17 protein-coding genes are annotated in these 23,445 nt (G+C 60.2%); 11 read left to right on the plus strand and 6 right to left on the minus strand.

Features of this window, described 5'->3' with window-relative positions; genetic code table 11:
* Nucleotides 1-17: 17 nt before the first annotated feature.
* Together RGCCGE502_RS00140 and RGCCGE502_RS00145 are read left to right on the plus strand one after the other, a co-directional pair.
* Nucleotides 18-1,364, plus strand: coding sequence for a PAS domain-containing sensor histidine kinase (locus tag RGCCGE502_RS00140; protein WP_016552130.1), 1,347 nt, complete (start codon nt 18-20; stop codon nt 1,362-1,364).
* 99 nt (nt 1,365-1,463) lie between these two features.
* Nucleotides 1,464-2,219, plus strand: a complete 756-nt coding sequence (locus RGCCGE502_RS00145; protein WP_016552131.1) for an SDR family oxidoreductase — start codon at nt 1,464-1,466, stop codon at nt 2,217-2,219.
* Nucleotides 2,220-2,385: 166 nt separating this feature from the next.
* Here the strand turns inward: RGCCGE502_RS00145 and RGCCGE502_RS00150 are convergent, their stop codons facing one another.
* The 6 genes from RGCCGE502_RS00150 to RGCCGE502_RS00175 form a co-directional block, all read right to left on the minus strand.
* Entirely contained in the window at nt 2,386-3,786 is a 1,401-nt protein-coding gene (locus tag RGCCGE502_RS00150; protein ID WP_016552132.1) for an amidohydrolase family protein, read from the minus strand.
* Between the two features lie 107 nt (nt 3,787-3,893).
* Nucleotides 3,894-4,751: a LysR substrate-binding domain-containing protein gene (locus RGCCGE502_RS00155; protein WP_016552133.1), complete on the minus strand. Its 858-nt coding sequence runs from the start codon at nt 4,749-4,751 to the stop codon at nt 3,894-3,896.
* Nucleotides 4,752-4,888: 137 nt separating this feature from the next.
* Entirely contained in the window at nt 4,889-8,137 is a 3,249-nt protein-coding gene (locus RGCCGE502_RS00160; protein WP_016552134.1) for an efflux RND transporter permease subunit, read from the minus strand.
* Between the two features lie 8 nt (nt 8,138-8,145).
* The gene (locus RGCCGE502_RS00165; protein WP_016552135.1) at nt 8,146-9,423 is read right to left on the minus strand and encodes an efflux RND transporter periplasmic adaptor subunit; all 1,278 of its coding nucleotides are present in this window, start codon (nt 9,421-9,423) and stop codon (nt 8,146-8,148) included.
* A gap of 31 nt (nt 9,424-9,454) precedes the next feature.
* Entirely contained in the window at nt 9,455-10,816 is a 1,362-nt protein-coding gene (gene hemA, locus RGCCGE502_RS00170; protein ID WP_016552136.1) for a 5-aminolevulinate synthase, read from the minus strand.
* 217 nt (nt 10,817-11,033) lie between these two features.
* Nucleotides 11,034-11,927 carry an alpha/beta fold hydrolase gene (locus RGCCGE502_RS00175; protein ID WP_019279576.1) on the minus strand — a complete coding sequence of 298 codons (894 nt, stop codon included), beginning with the start codon at nt 11,925-11,927 and terminating at the stop codon, nt 11,034-11,036.
* A gap of 210 nt (nt 11,928-12,137) precedes the next feature.
* Here RGCCGE502_RS00175 and RGCCGE502_RS00180 point away from each other — a divergent pair, with 210 nt between their 5' ends.
* The 9 genes from RGCCGE502_RS00180 to RGCCGE502_RS00220 all read left to right on the plus strand — a co-directional run bounded on the left by RGCCGE502_RS00180 (nt 12,138) and on the right by RGCCGE502_RS00220 (nt 23,436).
* A complete protein-coding gene (locus RGCCGE502_RS00180) occupies nt 12,138-14,417 on the plus strand; it encodes a CDC48 family AAA ATPase (RefSeq protein ID WP_016552138.1) in 2,280 nt (759 codons plus the stop codon).
* A gap of 162 nt (nt 14,418-14,579) precedes the next feature.
* Nucleotides 14,580-16,409 (plus strand): sensor histidine kinase, encoded by a 1,830-nt coding sequence (locus RGCCGE502_RS00185; protein ID WP_016552139.1) that lies wholly within the window; start codon nt 14,580-14,582, stop codon nt 16,407-16,409.
* Nucleotides 16,406-17,749, plus strand: coding sequence for a sigma-54-dependent transcriptional regulator (locus RGCCGE502_RS00190; RefSeq protein ID WP_016552140.1), 1,344 nt, complete (start codon nt 16,406-16,408; stop codon nt 17,747-17,749). Before RGCCGE502_RS00185 ends, RGCCGE502_RS00190 begins: the two co-directional genes overlap by 4 nt.
* A gap of 184 nt (nt 17,750-17,933) precedes the next feature.
* The gene (locus RGCCGE502_RS00195; protein ID WP_016552141.1) at nt 17,934-18,917 is read left to right on the plus strand and encodes a tripartite tricarboxylate transporter substrate-binding protein; all 984 of its coding nucleotides are present in this window, start codon (nt 17,934-17,936) and stop codon (nt 18,915-18,917) included.
* Nucleotides 18,918-19,038: 121 nt separating this feature from the next.
* Entirely contained in the window at nt 19,039-19,500 is a 462-nt protein-coding gene (locus RGCCGE502_RS00200) for a tripartite tricarboxylate transporter TctB family protein (protein WP_016552142.1), read from the plus strand.
* A gap of 9 nt (nt 19,501-19,509) precedes the next feature.
* Nucleotides 19,510-21,015, plus strand: coding sequence for a tripartite tricarboxylate transporter permease (locus RGCCGE502_RS00205; RefSeq protein WP_016552143.1), 1,506 nt, complete (start codon nt 19,510-19,512; stop codon nt 21,013-21,015).
* 53 nt (nt 21,016-21,068) lie between these two features.
* Nucleotides 21,069-22,058 (plus strand): Bug family tripartite tricarboxylate transporter substrate binding protein, encoded by a 990-nt coding sequence (locus RGCCGE502_RS00210; protein ID WP_016552144.1) that lies wholly within the window; start codon nt 21,069-21,071, stop codon nt 22,056-22,058.
* A 350-nt stretch (nt 22,059-22,408) separates the two neighbouring features.
* Nucleotides 22,409-23,164, plus strand: a complete 756-nt coding sequence (locus RGCCGE502_RS00215) for a COG4280 domain-containing protein (protein WP_016552145.1) — start codon at nt 22,409-22,411, stop codon at nt 23,162-23,164.
* An 11-nt stretch (nt 23,165-23,175) separates the two neighbouring features.
* Nucleotides 23,176-23,436 (plus strand): hypothetical protein, encoded by a 261-nt coding sequence (locus tag RGCCGE502_RS00220; RefSeq protein ID WP_341875022.1) that lies wholly within the window; start codon nt 23,176-23,178, stop codon nt 23,434-23,436.
* Nucleotides 23,437-23,445: the final 9 nt, after the last annotated feature.

The raw sequence follows: 23,445 nt of genomic DNA on the forward strand, positions 1-23,445 counted from the left end.
ACAGATTGAGAGATAGCATGGATCAACCCCCATCTCGGAACCGGCCGGTCGGGCAAACGAATTTGCTCGGGGGAGAGCGGATCCTCACCGCGAACGCCGCCCTTACCGACACCGACAATTACAACGAAGGTGAGTGGATTGCACCTCAGCGGTATCGAGAGTTGAAAGCGAGTGAGGAGCGCTATCGAAGTCTCATTAACAACTTATTGCTTCCGCTGTGGCAAATCGATTCACGGGTGATGACTGAGACCTTCGCGCGCGCGAAGCAGTTCGGTGATGAATTGACGAGCAACCCTGGGACAACCTCCGAACTCTTGAAGCTTGTCAGCGAGTCGGTGGTTGTCACCGCGGTCAATGATAGCGCAGTCGCACTGTTGCGCGCTGCGAACAAGGAAGACCTTGTTGGTCCCGTTGGATATCTCTTTGCAGCAAGCCCGGACACCGTCACGCGTATCGCATTGGCGCGCTTCACGGAACGTCCTAGCCACATCGAAGAAATGAAACTCCGCGCCTTCGACGGTCAGGTTCTTGATGTCCTTCTCTTCGTGACATTTCCTCAAACCCGTGAATGCCCGGACCTTGCGCTGCTGATGATGGTAGATGTCACCGTGCAACGGAGAACCGAACAAGAACTTCGTAGGGTCCAGGCGGATTTTGCGCATGCGTCGCGCGTATCGGCGCTTGGCGAACTTGTGGCCACGATCGCGCATGAAGTGCGCCAACCTCTGTCAGTGATCGCAACTGACGCGGACACAGGAACTAGATGGCTGGATCGGGAGGAACCGAACCCTTCGAAGGTGAAGGCGTTGATGACGCGGATCATGGAAAATGCTCACCGTGCCAATCAAGTGATTAGCCGGGTTCAAGATATGACCGTCAAGCGCGATCCAGTGCGAAGGCCGGTCGATATCAACGCCATGGTGCAAGAGGCTTCGACCTTTGTGTCGATCGAAGCGCGCGCCCAAGCCGTCAACATTTCATCCCGGCTGCAGCAAGGGCTTCCGAACGTCTTGGGCGACCGAATTCAGCTTCAGCAAGTGATCGTGAACCTGCTGCTGAACGGTATTCAGGCCATCTCGCATGCCGGGACCGACCGGCGACAAATCGTTGTTGAGACATCGTATGGTTTGGATGGAGTGATAATGCTGAGTGTGGAAGACACAGGTGGTGGCATAGCTTCCGACCATCTAAGCCGGATCTTCGACGGATTCTTCTCGACGAAGGCGGACGGCGTTGGGATCGGCCTAGCCATATGTCGTTTCATCGTGGCAGATCACGAAGGAGCGATCAGCGTCGAAAATGAAGAGGGCGTAGGCGCACGGTTTTTGGTCACGCTTCCTGCCATATCCGACGGAGAGGTTTAGAACGAGGGTGGCAAGGTTGCGGACAGACGTGCACTGGCGCCGACTCAGACAAGGGGCAATCGATGAAAACGCAAATTGCATTCACTTGAGGAAAGACGCATGAGCATTCAACTCTTCAGCTTGAAGGGCAAGCGGGCCCTCGTCACCGGCTCCTCGCAGGGCATCGGCTATGCCCTGGCCGAGGGCCTTGCAGGCGCCGGCGCAGAGATCGTCCTCAATGGCCGCGACGAGGCGAAGCTGCAGGCGGCGGCCCAAAGCCTCGGCGTCAAGCACACGCTTGCCTTCGACGCTACGGATCACGAGGCCGTGCGCAACGCCGTCGATGGCTTCGAGGCGGAAATCGGCGCCATTGACATCCTCGTCAACAATGCTGGCATGCAGCACCGCGCGCCATTGGAGGACTTTCCGGCAGATGCCTTCGAGCGGTTGCTGAAGACCAACATCTCCACGGTTTTCAATGTCAGCCAGGCGGCCGCGCGTCACATGATCAAACGCGGCGCAGGGAAGATCGTCAATGTCGCCAGCGTCCAGACCGCGCTTGCTCGCCCCGGCATCGCGCCCTATACGGCGACCAAAGGCGCGGTCGGCAACCTGACCAAAGGCATGGCGACCGACTGGGCGAAATACGGTCTGCAATGCAATGCGATCGCCCCTGGTTATTTCGACACGCCGCTAAACGCCGCTCTCGTCGCCGATCCGGCCTTCTCAGCCTGGTTGGAAAAACGCACACCGGCTGGCCGCTGGGGCAAAGTCGAAGAGCTTGTTGGCGCCTGCATCTTCCTTTCCTCCGACGCTTCCTCTTTCGTGAACGGACATGTGCTCTACGTCGACGGCGGCATCACGGCTTCGCTCTGAGGCATCCCGGCGCATTGCGGCAAGGGGCGCGCGCGGTCGGGAAAATCGGCCGTGGGTGCAGCGCTAGCCGCTCGCCCAACCAGTTATTCCAAGGATCAGAAACTGCCCGGAACGCGATCGTGCCGCCGCGATGGGGAATAGGCCGCTTTTCGGCGGCCTTCCGCTTTTACGAGGAGGCCTTGCTGATTCCTCCAGAAACGAGGCGGCCCTTGTAGAAGGTGGCGCTGCGGGCGGGCATGCGGGCGACGGCTTCGGCCGAGCAGCTCGCGGTCGTCAGCGTAAAACCCGCATCGTCGCCGGGTTTCGGCCAGGCGCGATTGCCGTCATTGTCGAGTGGCAGGACGCCGCCGGTGGAAATGGCGAGCGAGCGGGACAGGTGGTACTCGTCGGAGCCGCGGTAGAGTTGGGCGTAGAGATTGGCCTTCTCCAGCATGTCGCCGCTGCCGAAGGGCGACCAATGGTCGATGACGCTGTCGGTGCCGGTCATCACGAAGACGCCTGCCTTGCTGAGCTGTGGTAGTGGCATCATCAGCCCGCCGATCGGTACGGTCGATGCGATCGTCATGCCGTTTGCGGCAAGCCGCGCCGCCGTCTCTTCGAGGACTTCAGGGCCGAGTGTCGTCAACGCGAAGGCGTGGCTGATCGTCACCTTGTCCTTGAGTGCTGGGTTCTTCTCCACCGTGTCGATCATGTAGTTGATCGCGGCAACGCCGGCCGGACTTGTCTCATGCAGGTGAATGTCCACGCCCTTGCCGGTGTCGAGCGCGATCTGGAACATTGCGTCGAGCGATTTTTCCATGGCGCCGTCGACATTTGTTGGGTCGAGGCCACCCACATATTCGACGCCCATCTGCATGGCTTCACGCATCAGGCCATCGACCTTCGAGTGCAGCAGACCGTGCTGTGGGAAGGCGACGATCTCGCAGATGAAGTCGTCTTGGTGTTTCTCCAGCGCAAGCTTCAGGTGCTCCAGGCTTTTCAGGCCGCTCACCGGATCGATGTTGCAATGGCTGCGGGCAATCGTGCTGCCCTTGGACTGCAGGAGCGCGATCAGGCCTTCGGCGCGCTGGACCGAGGTCGGCAGCAATTTCGGCAGCAGCTTTTCCTCGAGTGCGATCATATCCATGATCGTCTTGCCCTGGCGTGGCCGCGGCGCCTGCCACGCGCCACCGTAAAATGTCTTGTCGAGGTGGATGTGCATGTCGCGTATGGTCGGCAGGGCGAGTTGACCGCCTGCCTCGTAGGTCGGCAGGCCCGCCGGTAGCGTGGCTCCGGCGGCATGCAGCGCGGCGACCTTGCCGTCTTTGACTTCCAGTGTGTATAGCGCGGTGCGGGTGGCGACGATGACATCGCCATCCCTCTCGAAACCCTCTTCAAGGCGGACGTTGCCGAGCAGATAGTGGCTGTCTTTCACTGTCGTTACCGTGGCGCTCTCAGCGCAATTCGTGGTCTCGGCTGCGGCCTCGCGGCTCATGCCGCCCGTCAGCCCTGTGACTGCCGCGACTGTCGTCAATTGACCGGTGCGGCTTAGGAAGGCCCTGCGGCTCTGCGATACAGCGTGTTGCACTATCGTCTCCTCATCGTCGTGCATGGAAGGATGACGTATTTTAGGAAATGTCCCCGTTGCATGGCAGCGAAATTTGAAAATGCTGGCTATTCGATTTGCCAATGACGTCAGCGTGTCAGACCGCAGAAAGCAATGAGCCGATCAGCGAGGTCGAGCGCCAAGGGGGAAGCGTTGTCCCGGTAGAACAGAGCAAGTTCGAAGTCCTCGACCGGTGGCAAATGCTCGGCGGTACCGAGCACACGATGCGCCGGCAACCGGCAGCTTGCCGGTAGCAGGCTAACGCCGAGACCGGCGGCAGACGCGGCCGCAAGGGCTGCGAGGCCCCCGCCGCTATAGCTGACGCGCCAGCGAACGCCGAGGCTGTCCAGCGTCTGGCACAGTTCCTCGCGGTAGAGCCCGCTAACGGGAAAGACGGCAATCGGAACCGGCGATTGGTCGATAGCTGGATGCTTCTGGCTGTCGAGCCAGAGCAGTGGTTCGGCCCGTGCGGCGCGCGGCAGGTGTACCCGTCGCTGCTTGACCAGCACGAGGTCGAGTTCCTCTTGAAGGTAGGCGCGGTGCAGGTCGCGGCTGAGGCCGCTGGTGACGTCGAGTCGGAGATTCGGATGCTCGCGCTTGAAGGCTGCAAGCAACTCGACCGTCGGCACGGTGAAATCCTCAGGCATGCCAAGCCGCAGAACGCCGTCTCGCCACGGTCCGGTCAGCGCATCGTGCGCCTCCTCGTTGATCGCAATAATGCGTCGCGCATAGCTCAGAAGCTTGATGCCCTCTTCGGTTAGCCGCACCTCATGGGAGGTTCGCTCGAAGAGCGCCTTGCCTAGAAGTTCCTCCAGGCGGCGCACCTGTTGACTGACGGTGGACTGCGATAGCGACACCCGGTCGGCCGCGCGTGTAAAACTGGTGGTCTCGCTCACGGCCACGAAGCTGATCAGAAGCTGCGGGCTGAACATGGGATAGCGATTCATAATTCCGCCGTCGCGCGTTGGACCATTATCACTTCTAACCGGACGCGAAGGACTCCACAATCTTCGCATATTCGAAGGCGTAGGCAGGCAAATGAAGCGTCCGAACCGCAATTGGGCACGGACGCTTTCCATCACAGTTACTTCAATCTGTCGGCCAACTTCTCGATGGCTCTGACGGCGCAGGCTTCATCGAGGTTGCCGCCCGGTGCACCGCCGACGCCGATCGCGCCGACCGTGTCCTTCCCGACCTTAACCGGCAGTTGAGTCGGAGCGCGGAGAGAAGGTTTTGGTGACCAAATGCCGGTGATCATGGCGCCTATCTTCTGTACTTGCAGATAGAGCGCCGGCACGAAGACGAGCGACAACGCGGTTGAGGCAACCAGCCCGCCGATGACGAAGATCGCCATGGGAGCGCGGAATGCGCCGCCATCGCCAGTTCCGAAGGCGACAGGCATCATGCCGGCAACCATGGCAACAGTGGTCATGACAATTGGCCGGAGTCGTCGCTCGGCAGCCAACACAACGGCCTCGCGCGGGTCCTCGCCCGCCTCGATCATTCGACTGGCCAGATCGACGATCAGAATGGCGTTTTTAGCGACGATGCCCATGAGCATAAGAGCTCCGATCAGAACCGGCATGGTTACGCCATGGCCAGTCGCGGCGAGCGCGATGAGCCCACCGGACAGCGCCAGCGGGAGCGACAGAAGGATTGTCAGCGGTTGAAACGGACTACCGAAGAGAACAAAGAGAATGACAAAAACGCAGGTCGAGCCGAGAATGCTCGCGTCAACAAAGCTCGCAAAAAAATCTTCCATCGAGCGCGTTTCCCCGGCCGTTTGCAGGCTTACGCCGGCCGGTAATGGATGTTGTTCAATCAGTGACTTCACGTGCGCGAGCGCCGTCCCCGGCGAGGCGCCCGCGGCAAGGTCGGCGTTGAGTTCGATCCGGCGCAAGCCATCCTCACGCAGGATCTGGCCTGGTCCATAAGCTGTCGCGATGCGTGCAACTGCGCCCAAGGGGATCACCTTCCTGTTTCCTGTTCGCAGGGGAATGGTCCCGACCAGCGACAGATCATCGGCCGATTTCGCGGCCTCAACCCGAACGGGGACGCTCCGGCCATCGATCTTGATGGAGCCGAGTTCCCGATCCCTGTCGCCCATCGTTGCAATGCGCACTGCATTCGACAGCGAATGCAGGTCGACACCCAAAGAGGCGGCAAGATCAAGGTCCGGGATGATTTGAAGCTCCGGCCTGTGCGCAGCGCCGAAGGGTGAGACATGAGCGATTGAAGGGATGGCTGCCATTGAGGACGCTAGCCAATCGGATGTGCGTTCCAGTGCAGCCGCGTCCTCTGACAGCAACGAGACGGAAAACTGCCGCCCGCCGGTGAGCCCAAGTTGATTGACCCTGATGTCGGCGACCGATGTTAGTTTCCGGGCTATATCGTAGGCAATGACTTGTCGCGTTTGCGCGCGATCCGCAGGGTCGGTGAGTTCAATCTGGATGGAGAAGGCCTGTCGGGTGGCGACGCGGCCAGTGGAGGCTGATCTGTAAGCGTAAGCATGCACCACATTTTCATCAGCGGCGAGCAACCTGGTCACTTCGGTTGATTTCTCCCGCATGGAGGCGTTGCTCGTGCCGCCCGCCATCTCGACCGTAAATCGCAGTTGTGTCCCGTCCTCTTCCGGAATGAAGCCCCATGTCAGGCCGGGCAGGACGAAAAAGGCAGCCCATGCGAGGGAAGCGATGCCGAGACCAATCGTGATGAAGGACACGTCAAGCGTCATAGTGCGGCGAGGCAGGCCCGCTCGAGATCGTCCAAGTGGAACGCGGTGGCAGCCGGTCGCAAATCTCAACAGTCGGGAATAGCCGCTGGCAGGCAAGGCGGAGTTGCGCGGATCGGGCGCCCTCGGCCGGAGCATTCTTGACGCGAGAAGCGGCGTCATGAGACGGGCAACGAGGAGAGAGGCCACCGTTGCCGCTGCGACCGTCATGCCGAACTCGCGAAAATATTGACCGGGCATGCCGCCGATCATGGCAAGCGGCGCAAAGACGGCAACGATCGTCAATGAGATTGCAATGACGGAGCTGCCGATTTCGTCCGTTGCATCGATGACCGCCTGGAGCGGCGTCTTTCCCATTTCCAGATGCCGGGCCGTGTTCTCGATTTCGACGATGGTGTCATCGACAAGCAGACCGATCGCCAGCGTCAATCCGAGCAGTGAGACGAGGTTCAAGGAGAAGCCGAGCGCCTCCATCACGAAGAATGTTGGGATCACGGCAAGTGGCAGGCTGATTGCGGCGATCATGACCGAACGCCAATCTCTCAGGAAGAGAAACAGCACCGCAATCGTGCAGACCGCGCCTTCGATCATGCCACTCACAGTGCTTGCAACATTGTTGCGGGTGTAGCTGGCATTCTCGTCCAGTAAGGTGAACTGCAGGCGGGTGTCTTCAGCGGCGAAATCGTCAATCGCCGCGCGGATGCGCGCGAATGTCTCGACCTCGTTTGCGCCTTTTTCCGTGAAGAAGGAGAGAGCCAGGATGGGTTCCCCGTTTAATTGGGCGAAGCCGTTGGCCTCGGCCCAGCCATCTTCGATCCGGGCGATATCCGAAAGCCTCAGAATGGAACCGTTGGGATCCGGCAATACGACGTTGGCGAGTGTGGCAACGGCCGAAGGCGCCGATACCGTTCTGATTGGTCGATCGATGTCATTGGCGGACGCGATACCCGCGGGGGAATTGGTGATCGCGGTGCGAAGCGCGGCGCCTATGGCACCAGCGGACAGCCCGCGTGCGAGCACCTCGTCAGGGTCGAGCCAGACCCGAACCTCACGGTCGTCACCGCCTCTAAGGGCGACCTTTCCAACGCCCCGAATTCGCTCGAACCGGCGCAGGACATCATCGTTAAGCAAGCGGCTGAGCGCCTGGAGAGACATTGTGTTCGACTGCACGGCGAAGGTCGCTATGGCGATCTCCCGCAAATTCGATATCTCGATCGCCGGTTCTTCGACTGCCGCCGGAAGGTCGCCTCGCATCGAACGGACAGCGCGATCGGTACGCTCGAGCGCCAACTGTGGGTCAATGCCGCTATCGAACTCCACGTTGAAGGTTACAGCGCCATCCTCGATCGTGGTATCAAGGCGACGGATCCCTTGAAGCCTGAGCAAGGCGTCTTCGGATTTCTGCGCAACGTCATATTCGAGATCGCTGACCGAGGCCGCTTGCTGCCGAAGCACGACCTTGACGATTGGAGATTCCATTTCGGGAAAACGGTTGATCGGCAACGCATGCAGCGACAGAAGGCCCATCACGACCAGAAGAACGAAAATCGCAATGCTGTAGGCGGGCCTTTCGATCGACCAGCGGGAAAGGTTGAACGACATGAGCAACCTCACTTGCTCGAGGCGAGAACGGAGGCGGCGAGCACCTGTCGCACACGCATACCCGCCTGGACGATTCCGTTTGCACGCAGCACCACATGCTCGCCCTCGCGCAAACCTGACAGGATCTGGATCTGCTCAGCCGTCTGCTCCCCTGTCACCACGCTTCGCCTTTCAACGACGCCTGAGGTCACCACGTCCACCTGCGCTCCTTCGGGCGCTTGACGGACGGCGATGAGAGGCAGGACAAGCGACGTTCCTTCGACGTAAGGCAGCTCGGCGCGGGCGAAGGCGCCGATCTTCAAAGCCTCGGATTGGGGAAGGGTGATGCGAAGGCGTGCCATCCGGGTGGATGGATCAACACTGGGCGCGATATGCCGCAGTGTGCCAGAGACGGCTGTGCCCATGCCTTGAACAGTGACGACGATAGGCAAATCAGTTTGAACACGCCCGACAAGACGCATCGGCGCCATGGCCTCGAACTCGACGAGACCATCTCTGACAAGCCGGAATAGCGGCGCGTCGGCGGAGGCGATGTCGCCGAGCCTTGCGATCCGCTCTGTGACGATGCCTGCGGCGGGCGCCCTGATCCGGTTCTTTTCGAGGCGGGTCATCAGCTCTCGGCGTTTGACGTAGGCGATCGCGCGTTCTGCGACGGCGACCCGTCTCGTTTGCTGCGCGGTCCTCAGCTTGGCTTTAGCTACTTTCAAGTCGGCCTCGCGCTGCTCGAGCACGTCAAGCGATGTCACGCCGCTGCGGGATAGAGGCTGGGCCCTTTCGAGCGCTTTGCGCGCCAGGTCGAGATTGGCCTCTTCCAGCGCGATCGAGCTTTCGCTTTGGAGGAGGAGGGCGTTCGCGCGCTCGATCTCGACCTCATTCATCGAGACCGCGATTTCATCGAGGTCGGACGCCAGGATGGCGAGTACCTGCCCTTCATGGACTTGATCGCCTTCTTCCACGAGGACCGCCTGAATTCTCGCGTGTTGGCTTTCGGTTCCAACGGACACCTCCTCGCGCGCCACAAGCGATCCGGAGACGATCGTGCGCGTCTCGAGACGCCGAGTTTCGGCCGTGACCGTTGTGACGGTCGGCGCGTTGTCCGCATTTGAAGCGAGGCCCATATCCGAGACAAGTTTCGGCGAGCCCGCGCCCAAACGTGACTTTCCGACAAGAAGGGGGCTGACGAGCACGGCCGCGGCAATCACCGCAAGTGCGATCGCCGATGCCATTTTCCGCAGCCAGCCGACGCAACCCCGCGCGGCGGTGTCGAACCGAGTTGATTTATTCATCCATGCCCGTCTCACGTTCATGACGGACCCTCTACGCCAAGGTGGCGCCCGCCATTGCGGCGCGGTCGCCACCGGTGGAACAGTTGCTCATCGCCAAAAGGGTACGGCAGCCGGCGCAGATGGCTGGTTCCTTCGGCTGCCAGGCCGGTATCGGCATCCTTGCCGGCTGTTTCCTTATGACCCCTGGAGCGCGAGCGAGTCCCGTCTGCTCCCAAACCTCATCCAGGGCAGCGACCAGCCGATAGATGTCTGCCCGGCTATGGAGGGGCGAAGGGGTGATGCGCAGCCTTTCTGTGCCGCGGGGAACGGTTGGGTAATTGATCGGCTGGATATAGATGTCGAAATCGTCGAGCAGCAGATTGGCGACAGTCCGGCATTTCACGGGATCGCCGACCATCACCGGCACGATATGGCTGGGATTGGCGAGATGCGGAATGCCCCGTTCGTCGAGGCGCTCGCGCAGCATCCGGACGTGACGCTGTTGGGCTTCTCGTTCCCGTTGACTTTCCTTCAGATGCCTCACGGAGGCAAGAGCTCCGGCCGCAAGCATCGGTGGAAGCGCCGTCGTGAAGATGAAGCCGGAGGCGAACGATCTGACGAAGTCGACCACGGGAGCGCTGGATGCGATGTATCCCCCAACGACCCCGAATGCCTTGCCGAGCGTGCCCTGGATGATTGTAAGACGATTCATGACCCCGTCACGTTCTGCGATCCCTGCACCATGCCGGCCGTAGAGGCCGACGGCATGAACTTCGTCCAGGTAGGTCATGGCGTCATATTGTTCAGCCACGTCACACAGTTCCGCGATCGGCGCGATGTCGCCGTCCATGGAATAGACCGACTCGAAGGCGACCAGCTTTGCGCGGCCGGGTTCGACTTCGCGAAGACAGCGAGCCAGATCCTCTGGGCTGTTATGCTTGAAGATCCGGTAGTCGGCCCGGGAGTGACGAATACCTTCGATCATGGAGGCATGGTTGCCCGCGTCGGACAGGACGACACAGTTCGGCAGCTTCGCCGCAAGGGTCGAAAGGGCCGCCCAGTTGGAGACGTAGCCCGACGTAAACAGCAGGGCGGCCTCCTTGCCATGGAGGTCGGCCAATTCGCGCTCCAGCAGGACGTGACTATGGTTGGTGCCGGCGATGTTGCGCGTGCCGCCGGCGCCGGTGCCGCACAGGTCGATCGAACGATGCATGGCCTGCCGAACCTTGTCGTTCTGCCCCATGCCGAGATAGTCGTTGGAACACCAGACAATGACATCACGCACCCGTTCGCCATCATGATAACGGGCGCGCGGAAAGGCGCCCGCCACTCTTTCTATGTCGGCAAAGACGCGATAGCGCCCTTCCTGACGTAGCCCATCCAGGGCGTTGGTGAAGAACGCACGATAGTCCATTGCCCCCTCCTTGGTCGGATCCCAGTCCTCGGTAAGCGAGGTCCGACTTCGATCCCCTTGTATGGTAAGGGAGTTCGCGGGCAGGCAGGGACCTACTTAGGTTGAACGAAGTTTGCGACGTAGGTTCCTTCGGACTGGACCAAAGTCCCATCGCCTCCTGCGACTTTTGTAGTTGATCGCGGGAAACGCCCTTATAGAGCCGTGGCGGTGCTGGATGTCACAGAAAGGCCTCCAGAGCATCGAGCAGTTCGCTGGGCGCTTCCTCTTGCGGACTATGCCCGCAATCGATGGCGTGGCCGCGGATATCGGTCGCCTTGTCGTCCCAGGTTTGCAGCACATCATAGAGCGCACCGACTGTCCCCTGGGCGCCCCACAAGATCAGGAGCGGCGCCTGGATGCGCTTGTCTTCGTCGGCCGCATCGTGAACGAGATCGATGCTGGCAGCTGCGCGATAATCCTCGCATATGGCATGGCGCGTTGCAGGATCGGCAAAGCAGCGCCGATACTCCCGAAGGACAAGCGGATCGACCGCGCCCGGCTTTTTGATCTGTCTTGCGATGTGCTGATCAAGGAAGAAGTCCGGATCACCCGCAATGAGGCGCTCCGGCAGAGGGTATGGCTGAATCAGAAAGAACCACCAGAAGTACCGGCGAGCAAATTCCATGTCGGTTCGTGCGTACATGGTCGCCGTCGGCGCGATGTCGACAAGGACAAGTCGGTCGATTGCTTCCGGGTGGTCGAGGGCCATGCGGTGCGCAACGCGCGCGCCGCGGTCGTGGCCTATAACGGAGAAGCGGTCAAATCCCAACTCCTTCATGACTTGTATCTGGTCTAGGGCCATTGCCCGCTTGGAATAGTTGATGTGCCCAGGGCCGCCCTCGGGTTTCGAACTGTCGCCATAGCCGCGCAGATCGGTTGCGATGATGCTGAAGTTTTCCGCAAGGACCGACGCGACCCTGTGCCATGTCAGATGCGTCTGAGGGTGACCATGCAGAAGCAGCAGGGGTGGTCCGCTTCCTCCGATCGCCGTTCTGATCAAACACTCCTTGAGAGAAATGTCATACCAGTTGAAGCCCGGCAATATCTCGGGATGACCTCGTACCTGACGCATGTTCTCTACCTTGCCAAATTCAAAGCGTTGCACCGGACCGCGATGATGATGGGATCTAGCGGTCGGGGTGCGCATCGCAAGCCGGATCCGATGGGCTGTCACTGGGCAGAGTGCCGCAGGACCCTGGTTACTCGACTCTATGGCTTGTCTTTTTCCATGCGCCTCTAGCTACCACATGATCGTATTTCAGGAATGATTTTGGAGAGGGCGATGTCTGTTTCCGACGAGCAGGTTCTCACGCTGCAAGTTGCCAACATGAGGCCGCAGGACGCCGGAGCGAGCATCGCGCGGCTATCCGCCGCGGCAATGAGTAAGGTTGGCGTGCGCGAGGGCGACCTCATCGAGTTGATAGGCAAGCGTCACACGGCCGCTATTGCGATGCAGCCCTACCCAGATGACGAGGGGCTCAACATCGTGCGTCTCGATGGCTTGCAGCGGGTCAATGCAGGGGCGACGAGTGGGGATCACATCGAGGTTCGCAAGGTTGAGGCGAGACCGGCCGCGAAAGTAGTGCTTGCGCCCGCCCAGAAAAACCTCGTTCTCCAGGGTTCGGGCGAGGCATTGCAGCGAACGTTTCTGCACCGGCCGATGGTGGCGGGCGACGTCATCTCGACCTCCGTCCAGCAGCGCGCCAGCGGGCGAGATCCGCGGGATCAGGCGTTGCGAAACCTTCTCGATCTGCCGGCATACGGTCTCCAGGAAATCAGGCTTGTTGTTGTGTCAACACAGCCCCGTGGCATCGTCCAGATGACTGAGCAAACGGTCGTTGAGCTTCGCCCGCAGTTCGAAGAGCCGAAGGAAGCACGCAGGGCAGACGTCACCTACGACGATATCGGCGGTTTGGGGTCTTCGGTGGACCAAGTCCGGGAGATGGTCGAGTTGCCATTGCGCCACCCTGAACTGTTTCAGCGGCTCGGGATCGATCCGCCGAAGGGTGTTCTTCTTTACGGCCCTCCAGGGACCGGCAAAACGCTGCTTGCGCGAGCCGTTGCCAACGAAACGGAAGCCAACTTCTACCATATCGCCGGCCCGGAAATCATGGGCAGCCGATACGGTGAGTCCGAGGAGCGCCTGAGGCAGGTGTTCCAGGAGGCGTCGCAAAACGCGCCGTCGATTATCTTCATCGACGAAATCGATTCCATCGCCCCAAAACGCGAGCAAGTCACCGGAGAGGTAGAGCGGCGCATTGTTGCTCAGCTGTTGACGCTGATGGACGGGTTGGAGCCGCGGCAAAACATTGTGGTGATCGGCGCGACCAACAGGCGCGACGCCATCGATGAAGCGCTTCGTCGGCCGGGGCGCTTTGACCGCGAAATCGTCATTGGTGTGCCGGATCAGAATGGAAGGCGGGAGGTTCTTGCCATCCATACAAGAGGAATGCCGCTCGCTGAAAACACCGACATGGATGAGATCGCCCGGACGACCTACGGCTTTGTCGGTGCCGACCTCGGCGCGTTGGTGCGCGAGGCAGCGATGGACGCGTTGCGGCGTATTCTGCCGGATATCAATCTGAGGGATGGCATTCCCGCCGAGGTCCTCGAAAGACTCACGGTATCGCAAGATGATTTCATGTCCGCAATGAAGCGCATACAGCCATCGGCGTTGCGCGAAATCATGATCCAGGCTCCCAACGTCCGGTGGGAGGATGTTGGCGGCCTCGATGAAGCGCAAATGAGGCTGAGAGAAGGGGTGGAACTGCCGCTTCGATCTCCCCAGTCGTTCAAGCGCATGGGCATCCGTCCAGCGAAGGGCTTTCTGCTGTTCGGACCGCCCGGAACCGGCAAGACACTCCTTGCAAAGGCGGTCGCTCGCGAGGCCGAGGCCAATTTTGTCGCAACCAAATCGTCCGATCTCCTGTCTAAATGGTACGGCGAGTCCGAGCAGCAGGTGTCCCGCCTTTTCGAACGCGCCAGACAGGTTGCGCCGACAGTTGTCTTCATCGACGAGATTGACTCCTTGGCACCTGCGAGAGGTGGAGGATTGGGCGAGCCCGCTGTGACAGAGCGCGTAGTCAATACGCTTCTGGCTGAAATGGACGGCCTCGAAGACATGCAAGGTGTCGTCGTCATGGCTGCCACCAACCGCCCGAACCTGCTTGATCCGGCTCTGCTTCGCCCGGGCCGTTTCGATGAGTTGGTCTATGTTCCCGTTCCGGATGCGAAAGCCAGACGGAAGATCCTGGGCATTCATACGAAGAAGATGCCATTGGCCGGCGACATCGATCTCGACGACTTGGCTGAAAAGACCGAGCGCTTCACCGGAGCAGATTTGGAAGATCTGACGCGGCGGGCAGGGCTGATCGCGCTTCGCCAGTCTCTCGACGCATCGACCGTCACCAACGAGGATTTCACAAGAGCGCTGCAGGAGGTGCGGCCGTCTGTAACGCCGGAGATGGAACGAGAGTACGAGGAGATGCTGCGCACACTTCGCCAGGAGAATCCGCAGAGAATGCAGATTGGCTTTACGGCTCGGCGACAAGCGGCCGAGTAGCCTGCCGCCTGTCCAGCGGACCATTTGTTTCGCCTGTCATGCCCGAAGCCATTCCTGGCCAGGCGGATCCATCGGGATCGCTCTTGGAAACTCTGCCTTTGATCTCTACACTTACCCCGTGCTCGGAAGGGCCATGGCGAGGGGAGGGAGGAGCCCGCGTTCGTGAAGCAGCGATTTCGTGTTCTTGTCGGACTCTGCCTTTTGTCGGCTGCTTGCTATGCGGCCATATCGTCCGGCAGGGAATTCGCGACGCGAAGCTATATGAACGACGCGTCCTTGCAGGCTGGTTCCGCCTTGCGTCTGGCGGTTTCGGCGCTTGCGGGACATTTGAGCCGATATGAACCACTGCCTGAACTGATTGCCGATCACGACAACATCAAACAACTGGTGAACGATCCCGGCAATGAGGCTCTCCGCAGTAGAGCAAACACTTATCTGAAGGAAATCAACGCTCTGCTTGAATCATCCGACATCTATGTGATGCGGATGAACGGCGATACGATTGCTGCAAGCAATTATGATGGGCCGACGAGCTTCGTGGGGGAGAACTTCAGCTACCGCCCTTACTTTCAAGACGCTGCAAGAGGCGGTCAGGCGCGGTTTTACGCGCTCGGTACGACGTCGTTGAAGCGAGGCTACTACTTCGCCTCACCCATCCAGGTGAACCGGACCGTACGCGGGGTTATTGTCTTCAAGGTCGACATCGACTCGATCGAGGCGTCGTGGAAGGGCGGTGAGTACAAGATACTGGTGTCCGACCCGGAAGGCATCATCTTCATGACCGGTAGCCCCGAGTGGCTGTATTCCTCCGTCCTGCCATTGACAGAGGAGCGCCTGCGACGCACCCAGGCATCGCGCCGCTATGCCGAGGCTGCTCTCAGGCCACTTCCAATTAGCGAGCAGTATGCCAATGGTCATCGGCTGCTTACCGTCGCCGACGGCGCCGCGCCGAGGGAATATCTGACGCTCTCTCATTATATGAAGGATGCAGACTGGACCGTCAGTGTGTTGATGGACACAAGTTCGGTGCATTCGCAGGCGCGGACCATGCTCATCGCGGTGCTGCTTTCAATCGGTCTGTTGGGGCTGGTTGTCGCGATCGTGCTGCAGCGTCGCGCCCGGGCGCAGGAGCGGATGCGCATGCAGATCGATGCGCGCAATGAACTGGAGGAACGTGTCGAGGAGCGAACCGCCGCTCTCGCGCGCGTCAATGAGCGCATCGAAGAGGAGATCGCCGAGCGGCGGCTGACTGAACAGAAGCTTCGCCAGACGCAGGCGGATCTCATCCAGGCGGGAAAACTTGCTGGCCTCGGACAAATGTCAGCCGCGCTATCGCATGAACTCAACCAACCGCTTGCTGCCGCCAAGACCTATGTGGACAGTGCCGCGATGCTGATTGAGCGCGATCGAGTCGACGAGGCCCGCGACAACCTCTCTCGCATCTCCGGCCTGATAGACCGGATGGCGTCGATAAGCCGACATCTGCGCAATTTTGCGCGCAAGCCAAATGAAAAGGTAGGGCCGGTTTCGCTCGCAACTGCGATCACCGATACGCTCGAAATCGTTTCCGCGCGTTTGAAAGTGGCAGACGCGACACTCGTCATCGACCTCGGCGAACCTTCCGCCGCCGTGCAGGCGGGCTCAGTGCGTCTTCAGCAAGTTCTCGTCAATATCATCACCAACGCCGCCGATGCGGTGGAGGGCCTTGATGACAGGCGGATTCATGTCGTGGCAGCTCGGGATGGCGCCAAGATGATCATTACGGTTCGCGATCACGGTGCGGGGGTTCCTCCGTCGATCGCCCAGCGCATCTTTGATCCGTTCTTCAGCACGAAGGGCGTTGGCCGCGGCCTCGGACTGGGCCTGTCGATCTCCTACAATATCATCAAGGATTTCGGTGGCAGCCTTTCGGTCGGCAATGCAGAAGACGGGGGCGCCGAGTTCCGTATCGTGCTTGATGCCGCGCCCGTTGTCAGTGAGGCGGCCGAATGAAGGAAGGCCGGATACTCCTGATAGACGACGAAGAGGAAATGCGTCGCTCTTCCGCCCAGGCGCTCAGCCTGTTCGGACTGGACGTTGCTACATTCGCGAGCGCCGAGCCGGTTTTGGAGCGTGTCGGCTACGGCTTCGACGGGGTGGTGATCAGCGATATCCGAATGCCTGGCATGGATGGCATGACTTTGTTGCAGCGCGTCCGCGAGATGGATTCCGAGATACCGGTCATTCTGGTGACGGGACACGCAGATGTGCAGCTCGCCGTCAACGCCATGCACGCCGGGGTCTATGACTTCGTTGAAAAGCCCTTCGCGGCCCAGCATCTGGTTGGCATCATCCGACGCGCGCTGGATCGGCGCAGTCTGGTTCTCGAGAACAGGCGGCTGCGCGCCGTCGCCGGCAAACGCGACGACATCGAGGCGCGTCTGCCGGGACGCACGCAGGCCATGGTAGATCTGCGGTATCGGCTGCGTGCAATCGCGGCGACCGATGCCGACACGCTGATCATCGGTGAGACCGGCGTCGGCAAGGAGGTGGTTGCCCGCGCGTTGCACGATACCAGCGCCCGCGCAGAAAAGCCGTTCATCGCCATCAATTGCGCTGCATTGCCGGAGACCCTGATCGAAAGCGAGCTGTTCGGGCACGAAGCCGGTGCTTTTCCCGGGGCTCTTCGGCCGCGATACGGCAAGTTCGAGCACGGCCGAGGTGGCACGATCCTGCTCGACGAAATTGGTTCGATGCCGTTCGATCTTCAGGCTAAATTCCTGCGCGTGCTGCAGGAGCGCGTTATCACGCGCCTGGGCTCCAACGAGGCAGTACCGCTCGACGTGCGCTTCATCGCGACGAGCAAGGTCGATCTGGAAACCGAAGTGGCGCGGGGCCGCTTTCGTCCAGACCTTCTTTACCGTCTCAATGTCGCGACTATTCACGTGCCCGCGCTTGCGCAACGACAGGCGGATATTCCGCTTTTGTTTCTCCAGCTTGTTCGAGAGGCGGCGGCCCGCTACGGGCGCAGCGACGTGGAGGTGCGGCCAGAAATGATCAGCAGGATAGGCTCGCGGGCCTGGCCGGGCAATGTGCGTGAATTGCGCAACGCCGCCGATCGGCTGGTTCTTGGTCTCGATCTCCAGCCGGAGGACACAGCAGAGCAAAATCAGAAACTTGCAGACAGGGTTGCAGCCTACGAGCGTGGCCTTATTGCCAGTGCGCTTGCTGCTCACGGCGGGAGTCTTCGCCCGGTCTATGAGATGCTCGGCGTTTCGCGAAAGACGCTCTACGAGAAGATGCAGAAATACGGGCTCGAAAAAGGGAGGAGTGACGACGAGGACGAAGCGTGAATGGGTGGAAATCCACCCACGATCCCGTCCGTTTGTCCCCTTTTCCACCCGTCTCGTGTGGTATCATGCAGGAAAATGCGAGGAGCTACGCCTCTGCCGGTTGTCCGGCGCACGAGGCGTTCCACAGTGACAGTTCGTGACCGGAGCGGGGGGAGCCGTTCCGGCGGGTTACTGGGAGGATGAAATGAAAATATTGAATGCCTTGTTGGGCGTGACGGCCATTGCTGCCGTTTCGCTCGTTTCCGCATCCGCAATCGCTCAAACCTACCCGGAACGGACGATCACGATGGTAGTTCCGTTTGCCGCCGGCGGCCCAACGGATACCGTGGCCCGTCTGGTTGCCGAGTCGATGTCGAAGGACCTCGGTCAACAGATTGTCGTCGAAAATGTCGGCGGCGCTGGCGGTACCCTTGGTGCAGGCCGCGTCGCTCAGGCTGATGCAGATGGCTACACGCTGCTCTTGCACCACATCGGCATGGCGACCAGCGCCACGCTCTATCGCAAGCTTGCCTATGACACCCTGAATTCCTTTGAGTATGTGGGCCTAGTGACCGACGTGCCGATGACGATCGTTGCGCGCAAGGATTTTGAGCCGGCCGACCTCAAGGGCCTTGTCGAATACGTCAAGGCCAACAAGGACAGCGTTACCGTTGCAAATGCCGGCATCGGCGCGGCTTCGCACCTGTGCGGCATGATGCTGATGAGCGCCATCCAAACGCCATTGACCACCGTTCCATACAAAGGCACTGGCCCCGCCATGACCGATCTGCTCGGCGGCCAGGTCGACATCATGTGCGACCAGACCACCAACACGACCAAGCAGATCCAGGGCGGCACGATCAAGGCCTATGCCGTTACTTCGCCCGCACGCCTGAAGGTGCTGCCTGATGTGCCGACGGCAGTCGAAGCGGGTCTTGCCGACTTCCAGGTCGGCATCTGGCATGGGATCTATGCGCCCAAGGGCACACCGGCTGCCGTAACCGAGCGGCTGTCGAAATCGCTACAGGTTGCCCTTAAGGACCCGAACGTTGTCGCCCGCTTCGCCGAACTCGGCACCGAGCCATCGCCGGAAGCGGATGCAACGCCGGCCGCCCTCAAGGCGAAACTCGAAGCAGAGATTGCCCGCTGGAAGCCGGTGATCGAGGCGGCGGGTCAATACGCCGACTAGCTAGTGTCGATTGCCGCCCAGAATGGATTTCGGGCGGCGTGATCGATGCGACAGCCGACCGTCCTTTTTCGCGTTCGGGACAGCCGGCGTGCCGCGCCACGACAATCGCCAAGGGGGACATATGAAATCGCTGACATTCGACAGCACCAACGCGCTTTGCGGCACGCTTTTCATCGGGTTGGGTTGCTTCTTCATCTATCAATGTCTCGATCTTGAACTCGGCACCGCACTGCGGATGGGGCCGGGCTATTTCCCCTTGCTGCTTGCTGTCGTCCTGACGCTTCTTGGCCTGATCGTGCTGATCCAGGCAACACGGGTCCAAGGCGAACCATTGGGCCCGATCGCGCTGCGCGGAATGGCTTTCATTCTGCCGGCACCGATCGTCTTTGGATTTACGGTGCGCGGGATGGGCTTCGTGCCGTCGCTGTTTCTGGTATCGCTGGTCGCGGCCTTCGCATCTTCGCGGATGAAGGTGCCGCTGGCGTTGGTGCTTGCGGTCGCCATAACCCTCTTCTCGGTCATCGTCTTCAGCTATGCGCTTGGCTTGCCGTTCGAGCGGTTCGGCCCTTGGGTTCGGTTCTAGGAGGCGACGATGGATCTTGTCAGCAATCTCGCCTTGGGTTTCAGCACCGCTGCCTCACCGGAAAACCTTCTTTTCTGCCTCATCGGTGTGCTGCTGGGTACGTTGATCGGTGTCTTGCCAGGGATCGGGGCGACCGCGACGATCGCCATGCTGTTGCCGATCACCTTCCAGCTGGAGCCGGTTTCCTCGCTGATCATGCTGGCGGGCATCTACTACGGGGCACAGTATGGCGGCTCAACCACAGCGATCCTCATCAACATGCCCGGCGAGTCATCCTCGGCTGTGACGGCGATTGACGGCTATCAGATGGCCCGTCGCGGCAGGGCAGGAGCGGCACTGTCGATTGCCGCGCTCGGCTCGTTCTTTGCCGGCACCGTCTCGACCTTCCTCGTCGCCATCTTCGCAATCCCGCTCACCGCACTTGCCCTGAAATTCGGTGCTGCGGAGTACTTCTCGTTGATGATCGTCGGCCTGGTGTCCTCGGTGGCCCTAGCGCATGGCTCGATTGTCAAAGCCCTCGCCATGGTCGCGCTCGGCCTGCTGCTTGGACTGGTCGGTACGGATATCTATACGGGAACGCCCCGCTTTACCCTCGGCATTCGCGAATATGCCGACGGACTGAATTTTGTTGCCGTTGCCGTTGGCGTGTTCGGTGTTGCGGAAATCCTGCGCAACCTGGAGGGAGAGAAGACCCGCACGGTGCTGATGGCCAAGGTTAGCGGCCTCTGGCCGACGCGCGAGGACTTCAGGCGGATGATCGCACCTGTGCTGCGTGGCACGGCGATTGGCTCCGCACTCGGGATTTTGCCGGGTGGCGGCGCCATCCTTGCCGCCTTTGCCTCCTACACCGTGGAGAAGCGCATCTCCGATCGCCCGCAGGAGTTCGGTCACGGCGCCATTGCCGGTGTGGCCGGGCCGGAATCGGCCAACAACGCCGGTGCTCAGACCTCATTCATTCCGTTGCTGACGCTGGGCATTCCGGCAAATCCGGTGATGGCGCTGATGGTCGGCGCAATGATCATCCAGGGGATCGTGCCGGGTCCAAACGTGGCCACCGAGCAGCCGGCGTTGTTTTGGGGGATCATCGCATCCATGTGGATCGGCAACCTGATGCTGGTTGTGCTCAACCTGCCCCTGATCGGCCTTTGGGTTAAATTGCTGACAATTCCTTATTACGTGCTTTTCCCGATTATCATGGCCTTCTGCTCGATCGGGGTCTACAGCGTCAACAGCAACGTCTACGACCTCTACGCGGTCGCCTTTTTCGGGTTAGCCGGCTACCTGTTGGTCAAATTGCGCTGCGAGCCGGCACCGTTGCTGCTTGGGTTCGTGCTCGGACCATTGCTGGAGGAAAATCTCCGGCGTGCGATGATCCTGTCGCGCGGCGATCCGATGACGTTTGTCACACGTCCAATCAGCGCCATTTTGCTTCTGATCGCCCTTGCCGTCCTGCTGGTGGTGTTCCTGCCGTCGGTGAAGGCGAAGCGCGAGGAGGTTTTCCAGGAAGAAGACTGAGGGAACGAAATGGCATCACGCCGACAAACAGACCGCAACGAGGAGGAATAAGGATGACGAAACTGAACCTGACCCGACGCAGCACGCTTGCTGCGGGCCTTGCTGTGGGCGCGGCGTTGGTCGCCGCATCACCATCGCGAGCGGCAGATTTTCCTGATCGGCAGGTGACGATGGTCGTCCCGTTTGCAGCCGGCGGATCGACGGACGTCGTTGCCCGCATCCTCGCGCAGAAGATGTCCGAGGATCTGGGCCAGCAGGTGATCGTGCAGAACGTCGCAGGCGCAGGCGGAAATCTCGGCGCAGGCAATGTTGCGCGCGCCGATGCTGACGGCTACACGATCCTGATGGGGACCGTCGCGACCCACGCGCTCAATCCGTTGATCCTGAAGTCAACCCCATACGATCCTGAAAAGGATTTTGCGCCGATCTCGCTGTTGGTCGTCGTTCCGAACGTTCTCGTCGTCAATCCCGAATTGCCGGCCAAAACGGTTGCCGAACTGGTGGCGCTCCTCAAGACCAATCCAGGCACATATAGCTATGCCTCCTCCGGCAATGGCACGCCGCTGCATCTCTCCGGTGAGCTTTTCAGGGCGATGGCGGGCGTAGAAATGGAGCACATCCCCTACAAGGGGTCAGGCCCGGCGCTGAATGATGTCCTTGGCAATCAGGTTCCGATCATGTTTGACAACCTGCCGTCCTCGTCTGGCCACATCAAGAGCGGCACGCTGCGTGCGCTTGCGGTTACCACCAAGGAACGCGCGCCATCCTTCCCCGATGTGCCGACCGTTGCCGAGACCGTTCCCGGCTATGAAACCTATACCTGGAACGCGCTGTTTGCTCCCGCCGGCACCCCCGCGGATGTCGTAGCCCGTCTGAACTCGGCAGCCAACAAGGCGCTCGCCGATCCTGAAGTGGGCAAGCGAATGGCCGAGTTCAGTGCCGTTATCGTGGGTTCCACACCGGAAGAGCTCGCTGCCCACGTCAAGGCGGAGATTGCCAAGTGGACACCCTTCGTGCGTGACGCCAAGATCGAGCTCGAATAGCCACCGCGAATCTTTTGCGCCGTCTGCACAGCGTGCGTTGGAAATCCGTCGCTTGCTCGAAGGGTAGGACCTGCGAGAAAATCGTCGATTGGCTGGTACTCTGCTCGGCGAATACCATTCTTCAGGCGTGCGTCAGCTTTGGGACCCAAAAGCAAAAGGGCACACCTGAGGTTTGGAACGGCGCTTTTGCCGACCGCCTGGAATATTTTGTGGGGCTTAATACCGGCTAAACGTCGGCGGTTCGCGCAGGCAAGCACAATCGGTCAAAGTGCCTGAAGGCGCCGCTAGGAATTCCTTTCGGTTGCCGGAGTGGCGCGCTTGTTAACCTGAAAAATGAATTCGGAACACCCATGACAACGGTTGCAAGCATATCGTCTACGATCACGGCCTCGTTCCTTGGTTCGCTGGTTGAAGTCGTAGAGGCTTTCACGATTATCCTGGCGGTTGGCGTTACGCAGGGTTGGCGACCGGCTTTCCTTGGCACCGGCTTGGCAATTGCAGTTCTGGCGGTCCTTGTGCTCACGCTCGGACCCCTTCTTGGGATGATTCCGATCGAGCTCATGCAGTTTGTGATCGGGACGCTGCTGATTCTGTTCGGAATGCGATGGCTACGAAAGGCGATCCTCAGGGCGGCAGGCTTTATTGCCTTGCATGATGAGGAGAAAGCCTTCGTACAAGAGACGAACAAACTTCGCATGCAGACCTCCGATCGCCGCGCAAATCTACTGGCAGCCATCACGGCCTTCAAGGCGGTTCTCCTCGAAGGCATCGAGGTCGTATTCATTGTCATTGCGACTGGCGCCGGCCGTGGGATGATCGGCTACGCAAGTGTTGGCGCGGTTGCGGCTTGTCTATTGGTTCTTGTCGTCGGTTTCGCTGTACACAAACCCCTATCGACTGTCCCGGAAAACAGCCTCAAGTTTGCCGTCGGACTGCTCCTGAGCGCCTTCGGAATTTTTTGGGTGGGCGAGGGGATTGGTGCGGAATGGCCGGGAGACGATCTGGCCCTGCTGTCGATCCTTTTAGTGCTCATCCTGGCCTCTTTCGCGTTGGTAAGAACGCTCCAGCGCTATCGTGCCAACCAGGTCAGGCAGGTCGTCAGATGAAAATCCTGAGGATGGCTCTAAACGAAATCATCGGCATGTTCATCGATGATGGTGCCGTTGCGCTCCTGACGATCGCGCTGATCGCGGGCGTTGGGTTGATGGTGAAGCTCGGGATGATCGGAGGATTGACAGGCGCCTGCCTGCTTTTCCTGGGATGCCTGATAATTCTTGCGGAGAGTGTTGCTCGGGTGGCTCGACGCAAGGTGAAAGGACTGATCCACACCCAAAGCCTCGATAGAAACCATGCGCCCGAGAGTACGCGTCTACCTTGATTTTTAAGT

This window comes from Rhizobium grahamii CCGE 502 (assembly GCF_000298315.2).
GTDB classification, from domain to species: domain Bacteria; phylum Pseudomonadota; class Alphaproteobacteria; order Rhizobiales; family Rhizobiaceae; genus Rhizobium; species Rhizobium grahamii.

Coding starts and splice junctions, on each gene's coding strand:
- RGCCGE502_RS00140 (WP_016552130.1), top strand. CDS start 18: ATGGATCAACCCCCATCTCGGAACCGGCCGGTCGGGCAAACGAATTTG.
- RGCCGE502_RS00145 (WP_016552131.1), top strand. CDS start 1,464: ATGAGCATTCAACTCTTCAGCTTGAAGGGCAAGCGGGCCCTCGTCACC.
- RGCCGE502_RS00155 (WP_016552133.1), bottom strand. CDS start 4,751: ATGAATCGCTATCCCATGTTCAGCCCGCAGCTTCTGATCAGCTTCGTG.
- RGCCGE502_RS00160 (WP_016552134.1), bottom strand. CDS start 8,137: ATGTCGTTCAACCTTTCCCGCTGGTCGATCGAAAGGCCCGCCTACAGC.
- RGCCGE502_RS00165 (WP_016552135.1), bottom strand. CDS start 9,423: ATGAATAAATCAACTCGGTTCGACACCGCCGCGCGGGGTTGCGTCGGC.
- hemA (WP_016552136.1), bottom strand. CDS start 10,816: ATGGACTATCGTGCGTTCTTCACCAACGCCCTGGATGGGCTACGTCAG.
- RGCCGE502_RS00175 (WP_019279576.1), bottom strand. CDS start 11,927: ATGCGTCAGGTACGAGGTCATCCCGAGATATTGCCGGGCTTCAACTGG.
- RGCCGE502_RS00180 (WP_016552138.1), top strand. CDS start 12,138: ATGTCTGTTTCCGACGAGCAGGTTCTCACGCTGCAAGTTGCCAACATG.
- RGCCGE502_RS00190 (WP_016552140.1), top strand. CDS start 16,406: ATGAAGGAAGGCCGGATACTCCTGATAGACGACGAAGAGGAAATGCGT.
- RGCCGE502_RS00195 (WP_016552141.1), top strand. CDS start 17,934: ATGAAAATATTGAATGCCTTGTTGGGCGTGACGGCCATTGCTGCCGTT.
- RGCCGE502_RS00200 (WP_016552142.1), top strand. CDS start 19,039: ATGAAATCGCTGACATTCGACAGCACCAACGCGCTTTGCGGCACGCTT.
- RGCCGE502_RS00205 (WP_016552143.1), top strand. CDS start 19,510: ATGGATCTTGTCAGCAATCTCGCCTTGGGTTTCAGCACCGCTGCCTCA.
- RGCCGE502_RS00210 (WP_016552144.1), top strand. CDS start 21,069: ATGACGAAACTGAACCTGACCCGACGCAGCACGCTTGCTGCGGGCCTT.
- RGCCGE502_RS00215 (WP_016552145.1), top strand. CDS start 22,409: ATGACAACGGTTGCAAGCATATCGTCTACGATCACGGCCTCGTTCCTT.
- RGCCGE502_RS00220 (WP_341875022.1), top strand. CDS start 23,176: ATGGCTCTAAACGAAATCATCGGCATGTTCATCGATGATGGTGCCGTT.